This is a genomic window from Pontibacter pamirensis (assembly GCF_010015475.1).
Lineage (GTDB): Bacteria > Bacteroidota > Bacteroidia > Cytophagales > Hymenobacteraceae > Pontibacter > Pontibacter pamirensis.
Window position 1 is genome coordinate 349,794 of sequence record NZ_SSNI01000001.1, and the last position, 15,304, is coordinate 365,097.

Annotated in this window: 11 protein-coding genes; 9 read left to right on the top strand and 2 right to left on the bottom strand. The window is 49.8% G+C overall.

What is annotated here, in order from left to right; genetic code table 11:
- The first annotated feature begins 145 nt into the window (after positions 1-145).
- Positions 146-1,270 carry a DNA polymerase III subunit gene (locus E1919_RS02385; RefSeq protein WP_162051721.1) on the top strand — a complete coding sequence of 375 codons (1,125 nt, stop codon included), beginning with the start codon at positions 146-148 and terminating at the stop codon, positions 1,268-1,270.
- Positions 1,271-1,390: 120 nt separating this feature from the next.
- Entirely contained in the window at positions 1,391-2,341 is a 951-nt protein-coding gene (gene hemC, locus E1919_RS02390; protein WP_162051722.1) for a hydroxymethylbilane synthase, read from the top strand.
- A gap of 205 nt (positions 2,342-2,546) precedes the next feature.
- Here the strand turns inward: hemC and E1919_RS02395 are convergent, their stop codons facing one another.
- Positions 2,547-4,094, bottom strand: a complete 1,548-nt coding sequence (locus E1919_RS02395; protein ID WP_162051723.1) for an alanine/glycine:cation symporter family protein — start codon at positions 4,092-4,094, stop codon at positions 2,547-2,549.
- A gap of 468 nt (positions 4,095-4,562) precedes the next feature.
- On the opposite strand from E1919_RS02395, the gene E1919_RS02400 reads away from it, so the two are divergent.
- The 5 genes from E1919_RS02400 (at position 4,563) to E1919_RS02415 (ending at position 9,089) form a co-directional block, all read left to right on the top strand.
- Positions 4,563-5,210: a peptidylprolyl isomerase gene (locus E1919_RS02400; RefSeq protein WP_162051724.1), complete on the top strand. Its 648-nt coding sequence runs from the start codon at positions 4,563-4,565 to the stop codon at positions 5,208-5,210.
- A 6-nt stretch (positions 5,211-5,216) separates the two neighbouring features.
- Complete coding sequence (locus tag E1919_RS02405; protein ID WP_162051725.1) at positions 5,217-6,119, top strand: SDR family oxidoreductase; 903 nt, start codon at positions 5,217-5,219, stop codon at positions 6,117-6,119.
- 187 nt (positions 6,120-6,306) lie between these two features.
- Positions 6,307-7,962 carry a sodium-dependent transporter gene (locus tag E1919_RS02410; RefSeq protein ID WP_162051726.1) on the top strand — a complete coding sequence of 552 codons (1,656 nt, stop codon included), beginning with the start codon at positions 6,307-6,309 and terminating at the stop codon, positions 7,960-7,962.
- Between the two features lie 6 nt (positions 7,963-7,968).
- Positions 7,969-8,130 (top strand): hypothetical protein, encoded by a 162-nt coding sequence (locus E1919_RS27255; protein ID WP_202915827.1) that lies wholly within the window; start codon positions 7,969-7,971, stop codon positions 8,128-8,130.
- Positions 8,131-8,138: 8 nt separating this feature from the next.
- A complete protein-coding gene (locus E1919_RS02415) occupies positions 8,139-9,089 on the top strand; it encodes a ComEA family DNA-binding protein (protein WP_162051727.1) in 951 nt (316 codons plus the stop codon).
- A 279-nt stretch (positions 9,090-9,368) separates the two neighbouring features.
- Here the strand turns inward: E1919_RS02415 and E1919_RS02420 are convergent, their stop codons facing one another.
- Positions 9,369-10,109 (bottom strand): hypothetical protein, encoded by a 741-nt coding sequence (locus tag E1919_RS02420; protein ID WP_162051728.1) that lies wholly within the window; start codon positions 10,107-10,109, stop codon positions 9,369-9,371.
- Positions 10,110-10,462: 353 nt separating this feature from the next.
- On the opposite strand from E1919_RS02420, the gene E1919_RS02425 reads away from it, so the two are divergent.
- Positions 10,463-14,395 carry an AAA domain-containing protein gene (locus E1919_RS02425; RefSeq protein ID WP_162051729.1) on the top strand — a complete coding sequence of 1,311 codons (3,933 nt, stop codon included), beginning with the start codon at positions 10,463-10,465 and terminating at the stop codon, positions 14,393-14,395.
- 39 nt (positions 14,396-14,434) lie between these two features.
- Positions 14,435-15,295 carry an NHL repeat-containing protein gene (locus E1919_RS02430; protein WP_162051730.1) on the top strand — a complete coding sequence of 287 codons (861 nt, stop codon included), beginning with the start codon at positions 14,435-14,437 and terminating at the stop codon, positions 15,293-15,295.
- The last annotated feature ends 9 nt before the right edge of the window (positions 15,296-15,304 follow it).

The following is a 15,304-nucleotide window of genomic DNA, read 5'->3' on the forward strand; positions in this document are numbered from 1 at the left end:
TGATAGTTGAATGGCTGCATTGTTAAATTGTTGATTCATGTTTACTGGTTATCCCCGGAGACAATCCTATAGCGGTTTAACCATCTAACAATTGAACCACTTAGCCATTCATAATTCATAATTTTTATTTCATAATTCCCCCAAGGTGCAGTTCAAAAACATCATAGGTCATCAGGAAAAGAAGGCTTTGTTGCTGAAGTCGGTGCAGCAGAACCATGTGGCGCACGCACAGCTGTTTCTGGGGCAGGAAGGTAGTGCCAACCTGGCGCTGGCGCTGGCTTATGCCACCTACATTAACTGCGAGAACAAACAGCCTGAAGATTCGTGTGGCACCTGCAACAGCTGCGCAAAGATGAACAAACTGGTGCACCCGGACTTTAACTTTGTGATGCCTGTTACCACCACCAAGTCTGTGAGCAAAGACGCGCTGAGCAATAAGTTTATGATCGAGTGGCGTGAGTTTGTGCTGGCTAGTCCTTACCAGGGCCTGAACGAGTGGATGCAGCATATTGGCGCGGAGAATAAACAGGGCAATATCTCGAAAGACGAAAGTCGCCAGTTGGTAAAGCTGGTGTCGCTGAAAGCCTTTGAGGGAGCCTATAAAATAGTTGTCATCTGGTTGCCGGAACTCATGCACTCATCCGCGGCCAATGCCCTGCTGAAACTGCTGGAGGAGCCGCCAGCGCAAACGCTGTTTTTGCTCGTGTCGCAGTCTGCGGAGAAACTGCTAGCCACCATTACTTCACGTACCCAGATTGTGAAGGTGCGCAATTTTACAGAGCAGGAAGTAGTGGCACACCTGCAGCAAAAGTATAGTGCTGACGATACAACGGCCAACCAAATTGCACAGCTAGCCGAAGGAAATCTGAATGCGGCCGCCAAACTGACTACTGAAATCAGCAGCGACTACTTTGTGTTTTTCACTGAATGGATGCGCCACTGCTACAGCTATAAGTTCACGGATTTGATTGACATGAGTGACAAGTTTCAGACACTGGGCCGGGAGAACCAGAAGAACTTCCTGCTCTATGCCCTCAACCTGTTCCGTAAGGTCATGCTCTTTGGCGTAGATAATTCTCTCATCACGTTTCTACCGCCCGCTGAACTGGACTTTGTACAGAAGTTTTCGAAAGTGATAACAGAAGCGAATGCTGAAGAGTTGGCAGAGGAGCTAAACCAGGCACACTACCACATCGAGCGAAATGCAAACCCAAAAATGGTATTTGTAGATAGCTCTATTCAAATAGCAGGTTATCTGCGTAAAGGATAATTTGTTAAATGGTTAAATGGCTAAATTGTTTGACTGCTGATTCTGCCTCATCCTGAGAATTAACAATTAAACCATGCAGCAATTTGGCCTCTAAAGCACAGGAAGCAACAGAAAGTATATATGACGAATATACCAGATAAAATGATACGCATTGGCACACGCGGCAGCAAGCTGGCGCTGTGGCAGGCAGAGGCAGCCGCTGAAAAGCTACAGGCTGCCGGCCTTAAAACAGAGTTAGTGATTATCAGTACCAAAGGCGACCAGGTGTTGGATAAGTCGCTGGATAAGATCGGCTCTAAAGGCGTTTTTACAGAAGAGCTGGAGGTAAGCCTGCGCGAGGGAAAGGTAGAAATTGCGGTGCATAGCGCCAAAGATGTGCAATCTACCATTCCGGCTGATTTAGAGTTAATTGCGTTTATGGAGCGCGAGCAGGTAAACGACGTCATCCTGAGCTTTGACCCTAACTTTAAGCTGGAGCGCGGCAGCACTGCGAAAATCGGAACCTCCTCCACCCGCAGAAGGGCTTTGCTGAAGAAGTACTACCCCAATGTCACCACGGCCGAATCAAGAGGAAACCTGCAGACACGCCTGCGCAAACTGGAAGAAAAGCAGTTTGATGCCCTGATGCTGGCTTACGCCGGAGTAGTGCGCATGGGCTATGATAACCTAATTGTGCATACTTTTCCGGAAGATGAGTTTGTGCCCGCTGCCGGCCAAGGCAGTGTAGCAATTGAGTGTGCCAGAGACCTGGAGCCGGAACTGAAGCAGGCGATAAAAGAGGCGCTAGACCATACAGACACCCATACCAGTCTGCTGGCAGAACGCGGGTTCCTGAGAACAATGGAAGGTGGCTGTAGTATCCCATCTTTTGCGCTAGCAACGCTAACAGAGGACGGCATTAGTATAACCGGAGGCCTTGTCAGCTTAGACGGCCAGACGCTGTTGCAGGAAACGTTCACCGGCCAAACAGCAGAAGCCGAGGCGCTGGGCGAGCAACTGGCGAAAAAAATCCTGGGCCAGGGTGGCGATGCTATTTTAAAGAGCATCAAAGCGCAGCGCAGCGAAGTATAGGCAAACCTGATTTAACAAGAAGAGCCGCTTCCGTTTGACTGAAGCGGCTCTTGCCATTTATACGTTATAGTATCAGGGTTTACGGAAACCTTTCTTATCCTGAATATATGTCCTCCTGAAAGGAACCTGGCAGAAGGGAGGTTAAACTGATGCAACTGGCCAACGAGTTCCTTTGTCCTTTGTCAATGATTCTTTTGTCCAAGAACTAAGCCTGCGCTGCTTCCACAGCATCCTCCGTTAGCGGCTGCTTTTTAGAAGACCGGGCATAGCTCAGGAAAGCCTGCATCTCGCGCTTCACGTCCGGGGCGAGTATATAAAGCCCCACCATGTTTGGAATGCTCATGGCAAACAACATAGCATCAGAGAAGGCCACCACGCTGCCCAGTTGCATCGGGGCACCCAGTATGATAAAGAGACAGAAGATAACTTTAAAGCTCACGTCAGCAGCCCGGGTGTTACCGAAAAGGTATGTCCAGGACTTCAGTCCGTAGTAAGACCAGGTGATCATGGTAGAGAAGGCGAAAAGAATAACGGCACCTGCCAGCACCAGCGGGAACCAACTGATAACCGTGGCAAACGAAGCGGACGTGAGGGCGATACCATCGCCTATATCCATAGTATAAGCACCTGTCACCACAATCACCAAGGCAGTCATGGTACACACAATCACGGTATCAATGAATGGCTCCAACGAAGCAACAAAGCCCTCCGTTACCGGCACGTTGGTCTTAACGGCGGAGTGCGCAATAGAGGCAGAGCCGATACCCGCTTCGTTAGAGAAAAGGCCTCTTCTTAAGCCCTGAATCATCACCCCGACTATACCACCTGCCACAGCAGTGGTTGTAAAGGCACCCTCAAATATCAATGCAAATGCTTCCGGTATTCGGGTGATGTTGACAAGGAGCACGATGATAGCGGCAACAATGTAAATACCACACATCAGCGGTACTACCTTCTCCGTTACCTGCGCAATACTCTTCATACCGCCGATAATGACCAGCCCCACCAGCACCGACATGATCAGGCCGAATATCCAGGCGTTACCAGATGCAAAAAAAGATGCCTCGCCACCTGTCACGCTAATAAACTGCTGTGTCGCCTGGTTGATCTGGAACATGTTGCCGGCTCCGAAAGCACCGCCTATACACATAAACGCAAAGAAGGCAGCCAGGAACTTACCGAGCTTGCCCATGCCTTTTTCCTTCAGTCCCTTGCTCAGGTAATGCATCGGTCCGCCGGAAACCGTGCCGTCAGCATGCACATCGCGATACTTTACACCCAGCGTACAGGACACAAACTTAGAGGACATGCCTAGCAAGCCTGCCATTATCATCCAGAAGGTAGCGCCGGGACCACCCAAGGAGATAGCAATAGCGACACCCGCTATATTACCCAAACCCACTGTGCCGGAAACAGCTGCTGTCAGCGCCTGGAAGTGTGACACTTCCCCAGTGGCATCCGGTTGGTTGTATTTCCCGCGCACGATGTCAATCGCGTGCTTAAAGCCCCTGAAGTTAATGAAGCCCAGGTAAAAGGTAAAAAAGATGGCGCCAGCCAGAAGCCAGACCAGGATAAGCGGGATAGGATTACCTGCTATAGTTACTTCATAAAAGATGATATCGGAAATAAACTCGGCGGTAGGGGCAACAGCGGTATCTATCTGCTCATCAATAGAGTAAGTTCGTTCTGCTTGTGCCAGCAGATTGGTATAAGAAATCAGGGAAAATAGTGTGAAAAGGATGACTTTCTTCATCAGGTAGCTTAAGTTGATTTGTCAGTATCTTAAAATTAACCCTTTTTTATCATGTTTTAAAAGACAAAGCTGTTTTGCCTGATTCAGTGCAGTTTTAAAGTAGTTAAGTTTAACTTTTGCCTTCGCTTGTAGTGCTTTTAGATTAGTTATTTATGAAATTGTTAATTTAACGCTGGGCAAACAACCAGTGCTTTTTAGCATGAACTTACCTGCCATTGTTTAAAATGGCTGTTTTAGTGTGCAAAATTTCTATGTAAGAGGAACAGCATATAACATACTGAAGAACAAAATGACATGCCTATAGGTAGAGCCCCTTTATGCATATACCACTTGCTCAAAAATCATCTGCAGGTATCAAGGTAGAAAATGTTAAAAAAACTTAAAGCAGAGCGAAAAAGACTTAATTTTGAGAACCTGTTAACTATGCGCAGGTAAAAGTGCGAGAAGTTTAAACCATTTTATTGAAAGATGAGACTGCTAAAAAGTATAGCCTTAGTGGCCGTGATGATGATGCTTTGGCCTGCCGCTGTGCTGGCTCAGAAGCCGAAGGGAAAAGACCTATTGGTGACAATTGAAACACCGCAAGGTGAGATAAAGCTGATTCTTTTCGATGATACCCCACAACACAAAGAGAACTTCTTAAAACTAGCACGGGAAGGCTTTTACGACGGCACCACTTTCCATCGTGTCATAGATGGATTTATGATACAGGGCGGTGACCCGAACACAAAAGACAGTGAGCCTCGTAACGATGGCGCGGGTAACCCCGGTTATACCGTTCCTGCCGAAATAAATCCGGCGCACAAGCATGTGCGCGGTGCCGTGGCTGCAGCTCGCCAGGATGATAGGGTGAATCCATCCAGAGCCTCCAGCGGTTCTCAGTTTTATATTGTGGAGAACCATGACGGCACTCCCATGCTGGACGGGGTGTATACTGTTTTCGGGCAGGTAGTAGACGGACTGGATGTAGTCGATAAAATAGCAGAACAGCCCAAAGATGGCCGTGACCGCCCATTGAGCGACATCAAAATGAAGGTGAAGGTGGAGAACATGCGGAAGAGAAAGATCGCCAGAAAGTATGATTACGACTACAACACGCAGACACTTCAGAAATAACAACGAATGAAAAAGATACTAATTACAGGCTCCAACGGTCTGCTGGGCCAGAAGCTGGCAGAACTACTACTGCCAAGGCAGGGTGTAAAACTGCTGGCGACTAGCCGGGGAGAGAATAAACTGTTCGAAGTGTTGCCAACGCTGCCATTCCGAAGCATGGACGTAACAAAGCCGGAGGAGGTAGAGCAGGTGGTAAGTGAGTTCCGCCCGACCCACATCATCCATACCGCTGCCATGACCAACGTGGACCAGTGCGAAACAGACCGTGATGGCGCTGTGCTCCTGAACCGCGATGCTGTGCAGTATCTGGTCAACGCCTGTGAAAAGTACAACGTGCACCTGGTGCATCTGTCCACTGACTTCATTTTTGATGGGGAAGATGGGCCATATGATGAGGAAGCCAAAGCCAACCCGGTGAACTTTTATGGTGAGACAAAGCTGCAGGCAGAGGAGGTTGTGAAGAAGGCAAAATGCAAATGGGCCATTCTGCGGACCGTGCTGGTATTCGGTATCGCCCACGACTATGGCCGATCTAACATCGTGTTATGGGTAAGAGATAGCCTGCAGGCTGGTAAAGTGATTAAAGTGGTAACCGACCAGTTTCGTACGCCCACCCTGGCCGAGGACCTGGCAATGGGCTGCTGGCTGACCATAGAAAAAGACGCGGAAGGCATCTTTAACATCTCCGGGAGCGAAATGCTGACGCCTTACGACATGGCGCTGCAGGTAGCGGATTTCTTCGCCCTGGATAAAGGCCTGATAGATAAAGCAGACGGTAGCACCTTCACGCAGCCAGCCAAACGGCCGGCGCGCACAGGCTTCAGTATCCGCAAAGCAGAAACGGAGCTTGGCTACAGACCGCACACTTTTCTGCAAGGCATACAGATGGTGGCGGAGCAGGCAGTATAGTATACAGTAAAAACCTGGGGCAAAGCAACAGTGGGGGACAACTGCTGCTCTGCCCCAGGCTATATTAAAAATTTCTGATTTTAAATGGTGCTGTCGGATGCATTCTCTATATTGGAACCTTTAAATTCAGCCTACTATAAGCTAACCTTTATCAACCAACACTAATCTAACACTTCTACCTTACTTTATGAGTGCTAACAAAGAATCGTGGGGCTCACGTGTCGGTCTCATCTTAGCGATGGCCGGCAATGCCGTGGGTCTCGGAAACTTCCTCCGTTTTCCGGTACAGGCGGTACAGAACGGAGGCGGCGCCTTTATTATTCCTTATCTTATCTGTTTTCTGGTGATGGGTATTCCCCTCCTCTGGATCGAGTGGTCGATGGGCCGCTTCGGGGGGAAGCACGGACACCACTCTACCCCATTTATAGTGGATACCATGGGCAAAAACCGCCTCTGGAAATACGTGGGCGTGTTCGGTATCTGGACAAACATTGCGGTTGCGGCTTATTACTGCTACATTGAATCCTGGACGCTTTCTTACGTCTTCCACTCCGTTATAGGCACTTTCAGTGGTTTGGACCAGGAAGGGGTGGCAAGCTTCTTTGGCGAGTATGTTAGTTTGGGTACTTCTACATTAGGTGTGCCTTATGAGCCCATCGTTTTCTATGTAATTTGCCTGTTACTCAACACTTGGATTCTGTCGCAGGGGCTCGCATCAGGTGTGGAGCGTGTTGCTAAAATAGGTATGCCGATGCTTATTATATTCGGCCTCTTCCTTGCTTTCAGAGGTGTTACGCTTACTGCCGGTGAGAACGGCGCCATCAACGACAGCTCTGTCGGCCTTAACTTCCTCTGGACACCGAACTTCGATCGGCTTTGGTCGCCTACGGTGTGGTTAGCTGCAGCCGGGCAGATTTTCTTTACCCTTTCCGTAGGTATGGGTACGGTGCATTGCTACGCCTCTTATGTGCGGGGCAACGACGACATTGCCCTGAATGCGATGTCTGCCGGATGGATGAACGAATTTGTGGAAGTAGTGCTGGGCGCGTCTATCCTCATCCCAATCTCTATCGGTTACCTGGGCGTAGATCGGGTGTCGGAAATGGTGCAGTCAGGTGGTTTAGGACTAGCCTTCCAGACACTGCCTTACCTGTTCTACCAGTGGGGTGATTTGTTAGGCGCTTTATCCGGTGTGATGTGGTTTGGCTTGTTATTCTTCGCAGGTATCACATCATCGCTGGCCATGGGTACGCCTTGGATCGGCTTCCTGCAGGATGAGTTTAACTGGGGGCGCAAATCCGCTGCCTGGTCATTCGGTTTGTTCGTGTTCCTGTTGGGTATGCCAACCGTGCTGTTCTTTAAGTATGGCGTGTTTGATGAGTATGACTACTGGGCCGGTACAGTATCGCTGGTTGTTTTTGCCCTGTTCGAAACCATCCTGTTTTCATGGGTGTTTGGCATCAGGAAAGGATGGAGGGAAATTACCTCCGGTTCTGATATCAAAGTGCCAAACTTCTATAAATTCATCATCAAGTTTATTACGCCACTGTTGCTGTTATGGGTATTCCTGGGTTCCTTGTTTACACCAAAAGGTGGTGACTGGGGTGCTGCTATGATTGGCCCCTGGGTGCTGGACAACAGCTCCATCATCAACAAAATAAAGAACGTCGATTTAAAGGAAAAGCTGGCTGCAGCCACAGACCCGGCTGCTATACAACTGCTTGAGAACCAGATATTCTTTGTAAACGCGTCGCGTATCCTGTTACTAGCTGTCTGGGTTGCACTGGCACTGCTGGTGTACACGGCGTATAAGAAAAGAGTTAGAGAAGGACGACTTAACTAAGAAATTATGAATACATCCGCACTTATTGTCATGCTTACCACGATAACGCTGGTAACCGGACTGATGATATTTTTCTTTATAAAGGTGATGACGACACCTCCGAGACCTGAGCCGGATTCTTATCTCGATAACGATGATGAGCCGGAGCATCGGGAGCCGAACAAATAAATGAACGGATGAAACAGATCAGGCACTGGATCCGGCGTTACTTTGTTTTTTCGCAAAGCGAGGTGAACGGCTTCCTGTTGTTGTTTGGTATAATGGTGCTGCTTACGGCAGCACCATTACTTTTTCATGCACTTTACACACCCACTTTTAACAGCCGCAGCGCCTCCGACAAGCAGATACTGGACAGCCTGGTAGCCCAATTAGAGGCCAGGCAGCCGGAGCGCAGCAGCAGTCCTTACAGGCGGCCAACAGTAGCGCTGCAGCCTTTTAACCCCAACCAGCTGACAGCAGAGGAGTGGCAGGCTTATGGTTTGCCAAAGTACCTGGCACAGCGCATCCTCAACTACCGCAACAAAATAGGGGACTTTAGCTATAAAGCAGAGTTAGGCGAAATCTATGGCCTCCCGGATTCCGTTTTCCAACGGTTTTACCCTTACATCCAGTTGCCGGAGGAAAAGCCAGCCAGGTATAGCCGTTCAAAAGATGTGGCCCGCAACGAGCGCCCAATCCCGGACCCTAACTGGAACAACAGCCGTCCTCCACGGGAGCGGTTTATACTGGCCCCTTTCAACATCAACACTGCCGATACTACACAGCTAAAGCAAATCAGAGGAATAGGTTCTAAGCTATCAGCGCGTATCGTGAAGTATAGAGAGGGCTTGGGCGGCTTTTATACCATAGTACAGCTGAAGGAAGTATATGGGCTGCAGCCCGAGATAATAGACAGCCTTCAGAAATATACTTTTGTGCCTGACACATACGCACCCCAGCAATTAAACCTGAACACTGTTACGGCTGATGAGCTGAAAATGCATCCGTATGTTTCCTCTAATGCTGCACGTGCCATTGTAGCATATCGGGAGCAGCACGGGAATTATGAACGACTGGAGGACGTACAAAAGGTGCGGCTTGTTTCGTCAGAAATGTTTGAGAAACTGAGGCCATACCTCCAGCTATAGAAGATAATCAGCCTGCTCCTCACAAAGTACTGATCAGCTCTGTTGCTTTTTCAAGAGCCTGCCGCTCATTCTTGAACGTGGGCAGTTCTTTGCCTCATCTTTCGGAACCCAACGCGCCTCTTTTACTTCCTAATCGTGGTCCTGTACTTGTCCTGAGCGGTAGCGGAGCATGGGACTCAAAAGTCATCAGGAGGCATGGCAGCCAGCTTAACTAATTGCAGGAGCTTTGGTGCTAAAGAAGGTTAAGCCTCATTTGCAGGGCATACTTTTGTGCTAAAATCAGGCTTCGGCAGAATATGCAGTGTTCCTGTTTAACCATGTATTAGAGGGAAGTAGAAAAGAGAAGAACACAAAGCTTGCTAATGCAAACTCCTGCAACTCCCACTTTTCACCTTCTCTTATGAGCAGAATGCTGAAGAAGGACAGAAAGTATATCAGGCTTTGGGTGGTGGTAGGTATCGGTAAATCGATTTTGTCAACTAGCTGTCTAAACCAATTTTTACGGCGGTAAAGTAATGGGAAGCCCAAAAAATAAATGAAAACGAAGGTATACAGCACCTTTCCAAAAATAACCTTATTCAGGTTTACACCATTCAGGTGGATGTTGTGGAGGTTAAATTCTTTCTGAGCATTAATTTTCTCCAGATCATCAGGTGTTGCAAATCCAAATATCCGCTGGCCCCATGATATTTCTTCGCCAAAGCCTAGAAAGAATATAAAAGCCGCCGCATAAAAAAACAGCATCGGTAACTTCCTCCCGCTGAACAAAGCTTTATAAAAACAAAAAGCAGATAATATTATTAAGAAGACAGCTGTGAAATATTCTATGTAGCCATCTTCTTTTAAATAAGTATAATATAAATCCGTGTTCAGAAAAGACAACATGATCCCGGCTAAAATATGTGCACAAGAAAACATGCACAGAACTATGTTCAAAAGTGCTGCACTAGCTATAGAAGAATCAACATTTCTTACTTTAGGTAGAGAAGGATGTAAGTCATGCGTGCTAAGCTTTTTCATAGAACCCATTGGCAATAGTTTGTAGTGCTGTGCCTGCAAAAGGTCAGGGCATTAGGGTAAAATGACCTGTAGAAATGTACTTACTTTGTATTTTATACGATTTTTATGAGAAATTGCCTCATTAAATTAAAGTATTTTTAAGTCGCTCTATGTGTAGTGTAGCATAAAGCTGGATATACAAAGCTATGTGTAAGTACTTTAAATTTGCTTTAGTGCTTAAAAGGTAATGCTGCACCTACCTAAATAAAAAATCGCGGCAACCTGCTCATTTCCATCTCTAGCCATTTCAAACTAACTTGCCGCTTTTTCGATAGACTAACGTTAGCGTATCACCGTTAACGGGACAGCGACACATGAAAAACATCCTTAAAAACTACCGACGCAGGCTACTCAACCTGGGCTCCAGCAACAGAGCCTTGCTGTTGCTGCGCCTGTCGCGGGAGATGCACCTGGATGTGGAGGAACTGGATTTCCTGAACAGCAAGCCTGCCTTTGCTGTACTGGAGAGCCTGCTATCTGGCAAAAAAAGAATTCCGATCAGCCCCTACGCCGACAGCCGGCATGCTCCTGTGGCGCCGGTCAGCCGGCGGTTGCGCTACATCCGGCGCAAGGCCGATATGATTTACGAGGAACGCGGCAGCCGGGAGTTATATGTCGGCTGGCCCTTTGTGCACGGCAAATTTTCAGACGGCACAACGGTTCGCTCTCCTCTGCTGTTTTTCCCTGTGCAACTGCAGGTAAACGGGGCGCAGGAGTGGGAAATGGTGCCGGACACTTCGCAGCCGCCACAGTTTAATCAAAGCTTTCTGCTGGCTTACGCGCACTATATGGGTGTGCCGCTGGTTGAGCCGCTCACTGAACTGGACCTGAGCACGCTGCCGCGCCACCCACTGGAGTTCCGTACGCAAATCTATGAATTGCTGAAATTGCATCAGCTGGCCATCACGGTGGGGCGTGAGTTTTTTAACGATAAGCTGAAGCCTTTCCGCGATTATAAAAAGGCAGACTTTGAGGCCGAACTGAAGCCGGGGCAACTGCACCTGGAGCAAGAGGCCGTAATCGGAATTTACCCGCAGGCAGCCTCTTACCTGCTCTCCGATTATGATGAACTGCTGGAGCGGGAGGGGCTACAGGATATGGTAGAGTTGTTTGCTCCCTCCCCTGAAGCCGCTAATGCACCTGCACAGGCACAGCAAACCTTCACTGTCTTCGACATGGATGCCTCGCAGGAGGCGGCACTTCAGGCAGTGAAGCAGGACAGGTCGCTGGTGGTGCAGGGCCCGCCGGGCACCGGTAAATCCCAGTTAATTTGTAACCTCGTGTCTGATTTTACAGCAAGAGGCAAGAAGGTGCTGGTGGTAAGCCAGAAACGAGCCGCCTTGGACGTGGTGCACCAGCGTTTGGCGCAGAAAGGCCTCGATAAATTTGCTGCCCTCGTGCATGATATCAATGCAGACCGCAGCAGCATTTACAAGCAGCTGCTTGAGCAGATAGAGGCACTGGAAGAATATAAAAAGCAGAACCTCGCCCTCAACAGCATTTACACCGATCGCCGTTTCCTGGAAGTGAGCCGTGGCATTAATCGCTGTACCGAAAAACTGGAAGCTTTCAAGCAGGCGCTTTTTGATACAAGCCGCTGTGGCTGGTCTCCGAAAGAGCTGTACCTGCGCAGCAGCCTGCAGCAGCCGCATATTTCGCTACCTGTTTACAGGCATTTTACCGCAACAGCCGTAGCAGATTTTCTGCCACGCCTGCGGCAGTACCTGCTGGAAGACATTCCTTTTGAGAAGGATGATTTTGTCTGGAGAGAGCGACACAGCATGAAAGACTATGGCTGGCCACAGCGGCAGGAACTGGAGCAGACTATTAAAGAACTGCCCACGCAGTATGCGCAACTGCAGCAGCAGGTGAGCGCTCTGAGTGGGTATGGTTTTACGCCGGATGATCTGCCCCGGTTTGAAGCAGCGCTGCCGACTGTAGCCGCTTTACAAAAGCTGTTACAGCAGCCGGAAGTGTTATCAACGGTGCAGGAGCTTCTGAAAGGGCGGGTAAAGGCAGACGACCTGAAACAGCAGGTAAGTAAGCTGAAAGAAATATACCAGGCTACGCCTGCACCGGATGCTACCGTTCCTGCCCTGCAGTTGCCTGCTTTAAAAAAAGCTATTATAACTTACAATGAGCAGCGCGGGCAGTGGCTGAAGAGCATTGGCTGGTTTTTCTCCCAGGAGAAGAAACTATTGCAGCAGGCACTGGAACTGTATCAGCAGGAGTTGAATGAGGTACATGTGGCGCAACTGCAACAGCGCCTGGACTTGCGGCAGCAGGCTGGGGAACAGCTGCAGCAACTGAACAAAAGCATCAGCTATAAACTACAGATTACTGACGCAAAGGACCATATTCTGCAAAAACTGGCGGAGGCAGAGCAGGCACTTACCGCTTATCAGCAGCTTCGGCAACTCCACCGCGACGAAGTGCTGGAGGAGAGATTGCACACTAAAGTAGAACTGGTGGCGCACCTGGAGGTACTGAGCCAATGTATACAGGCTTTTAGTACCAAGTATAAAGTATGGCTGCAATGGCTGCCGGATACGCAGTTAAAGCGACTCATCGAAAAGGATACCTATGGCGCGAAACTGCTGCAGGCACTGCAGAAGCACTTCGAGCCACTGGTGGCGCATGATACGGTGTATGCCGCACTCAGCAAACCGGAGCGGGAGGTAGCTCAAGCTCTGCTGGACAATGGACGAAAATCTGCTGAGGAAGCTGAGGCTTTGTTCCTGAACAGCCTGTACTTAGCCTGGCTGCATGAACTGGAGGCAGAGCATCCGGAACTGCGCATGCCATCGAGTGGAGAACTGGAACGGCTGGAGGTCGAACTGCAGGGTTTGCTGCAGGAAAAAATGAACCTGAGCCAGGAGATTGTGCTGTCGCAACTGCGGGAGCAGACCTATAGCCATATGGAGCACAACCGCCTGGGCAATGCCGTAACCTACCGCAGGCTACAGGCGCAGGTGAGCAAGAAGCGCAGCCTGTACCCGCTCCGCAAACTATTCTCGCTCTTCTCTGAAGAGATGCTGAACCTGGTGCCCTGCTGGCTGGCATCTCCGGAAACCGTGTCGGCGGTGCTGCCGCTGGCGCAATGTTTTGACCTTGTCATTTTTGATGAGGCCTCCCAGTGTTTTGCCGAAACAGGCTTACCTGCCATGCAGCGCGGCAAGCAAATGGTGATAGCTGGCGACGAGCAACAGTTGAAGCCGTCCGACTTGTACCGTGCCCGCTGGAGTGCCGCAGAGGGGGAGGAGGTAGAGGAACTGTCATCCGAGTCGTTGCTGCAGCTGTGCAGCCTCTATTTGCCTCAGGCCATGCTTACGCAGCACTACCGCAGCCGTTATCCGGAGCTGATACAGTTTTCGAACCGCCACTTCTACCGCGAGAAGTTAGAGCTGATTCCGGAACTGCAGGATGCCAATGCCCGCAACCCGGCAATTAAGTTTATCAAAGTATATGGGCAGTGGCAGGATAATGCCAATCTGCCGGAGGCGGAGCGGGTGGTGGAACTGGTGCTGCAGTTGCTGCAGGCAGGGCAGGAGGAGATAGGCGTTATCACCTTCAACTATACGCAGCAAATGCTGGTGCAGGACCTGCTGGAGGACAAGGCGCAGGAGCAGGGAATTAAGGTGCCCGCAGCGGTGCTGGTGAAGAACATTGAAAACATTCAGGGAGACGAAAAAGAAGTTATTATTCTTTCAGTGGGATACGCGCCGGATGCCAACGGACGCATGGCCATGCAGTTCGGCAGCCTGAACCAGACAGGAGGGGCAAACCGCCTGAATGTGGCTATTACGCGCGCCAAACAGCAGATAATGGTAGTGAGCAGTATCAGGGCAGAGCAGCTGCTGGTGGACAACACGCTGCACCCGGGGCCGAAGCTCCTGCAGGCGTACCTGCAGTATGCGCAGCAGGTGAGCAGGCGGTATTTTGAGTATAGGCCGAAGCAGACTGCCACTGCCACACAGGTGCCCATGCTGAAAGCTTTCCTGCAGCAGGAAGTGCCATCACTGCAGCAGGAAGTACCATTTGCAGACCTCACACAGGTGCAGGGGCAGCAATACACAGGTGTTGTGCTGACGGATGACGATTTATACTACAGCCACCTCTCCGTACGGCACTCGCATGCCGATGTGCCCCAGTTACTACAGCAGCGCCACTGGCCTTTTATAAAGGTGTATAGCCGCCAGTACTGGGCAGACCCGGAGGAGGTGCTGCGCAGGTTGGATCCCTCTTAGAAAATTCTGTTTTGTTCCAGACATTAAGCATAAGAATACATGCTCATTAAACTCTTCACGGTATATGTTTACCTGCAAGCCATGTTCTGCGGCTGCGGCTCCGACAGGCGCAACAGCGACTTTGTGCGCCTGCGGAAAGCTTATCGCGTGGAGGTGCAAAGGATAGGCAGACTCGACAGCCGCATCTCTGAGAGCTCCGGCCTTGCCTTCGCCTCTGATTCCACTTTCTGGACGCATTCTGATGGCGGGTCGCTGAATGAGTTATACCTGTTTAACCTGAAGGGGGAGCTGCTGCAAACAGTCCCGCTGCAGGTGCCTAACCGGGACTGGGAAGATTTGGCGGAGGATGAGCAGGGGCAGCTTTATATCGGAGACTTTGGGAACAATGCTAACAACCGCCAAAACCTGCAGGTGTATAAGCTACAGCCAGAGACAAGGACTGTAGATGACACTATCCGCTTCAGTTACGCTGATCAAACTGAGTTCCCGCCACCCCGCCCTGAACGCCACTACGATTTGGAAGGCTTCCTCTATCACACTGACAGCCTCTACCTCTTCACCAAAAGCCGCGCCCTGTGCAAAACCATTACAAAGCGCTACAGCCTTCCAGCTAAAGGAGGCGAATATACATTAGCACCTCAGGAAGAACTCCGCGTGAAGTCTCCGATTACGGCAGCTGCCATGTCTCCGGCACAGGATCAGTTTGCCTTGTTAGGCTATGGAAGGTTGTATCTTTTTGAGATGGAAGACGGGCGTGTAAATTTCAGCGGCAAACGCAGCTGCCTGCCTATAGCCAGAACAGGACAGGCCGAAGCCATACTTTACCTTTCGCCAGACCAACTCCTCATTACCAACGAAAACGGTAAAATGTACCTGGTTACAGTAAGCAGCAAAAAGTAAGTTTGTTTG

Coding starts and splice junctions, on each gene's coding strand:
- hemC (WP_162051722.1), top strand. CDS start 1,391: ATGACGAATATACCAGATAAAATGATACGCATTGGCACACGCGGCAGC.
- E1919_RS02395 (WP_162051723.1), bottom strand. CDS start 4,094: ATGAAGAAAGTCATCCTTTTCACACTATTTTCCCTGATTTCTTATACC.
- E1919_RS02400 (WP_162051724.1), top strand. CDS start 4,563: ATGAGACTGCTAAAAAGTATAGCCTTAGTGGCCGTGATGATGATGCTT.
- E1919_RS02405 (WP_162051725.1), top strand. CDS start 5,217: ATGAAAAAGATACTAATTACAGGCTCCAACGGTCTGCTGGGCCAGAAG.
- E1919_RS02410 (WP_162051726.1), top strand. CDS start 6,307: ATGAGTGCTAACAAAGAATCGTGGGGCTCACGTGTCGGTCTCATCTTA.
- E1919_RS27255 (WP_202915827.1), top strand. CDS start 7,969: ATGAATACATCCGCACTTATTGTCATGCTTACCACGATAACGCTGGTA.
- E1919_RS02415 (WP_162051727.1), top strand. CDS start 8,139: ATGAAACAGATCAGGCACTGGATCCGGCGTTACTTTGTTTTTTCGCAA.
- E1919_RS02420 (WP_162051728.1), bottom strand. CDS start 10,109: ATGAAAAAGCTTAGCACGCATGACTTACATCCTTCTCTACCTAAAGTA.
- E1919_RS02425 (WP_162051729.1), top strand. CDS start 10,463: ATGAAAAACATCCTTAAAAACTACCGACGCAGGCTACTCAACCTGGGC.
- E1919_RS02430 (WP_162051730.1), top strand. CDS start 14,435: ATGCTCATTAAACTCTTCACGGTATATGTTTACCTGCAAGCCATGTTC.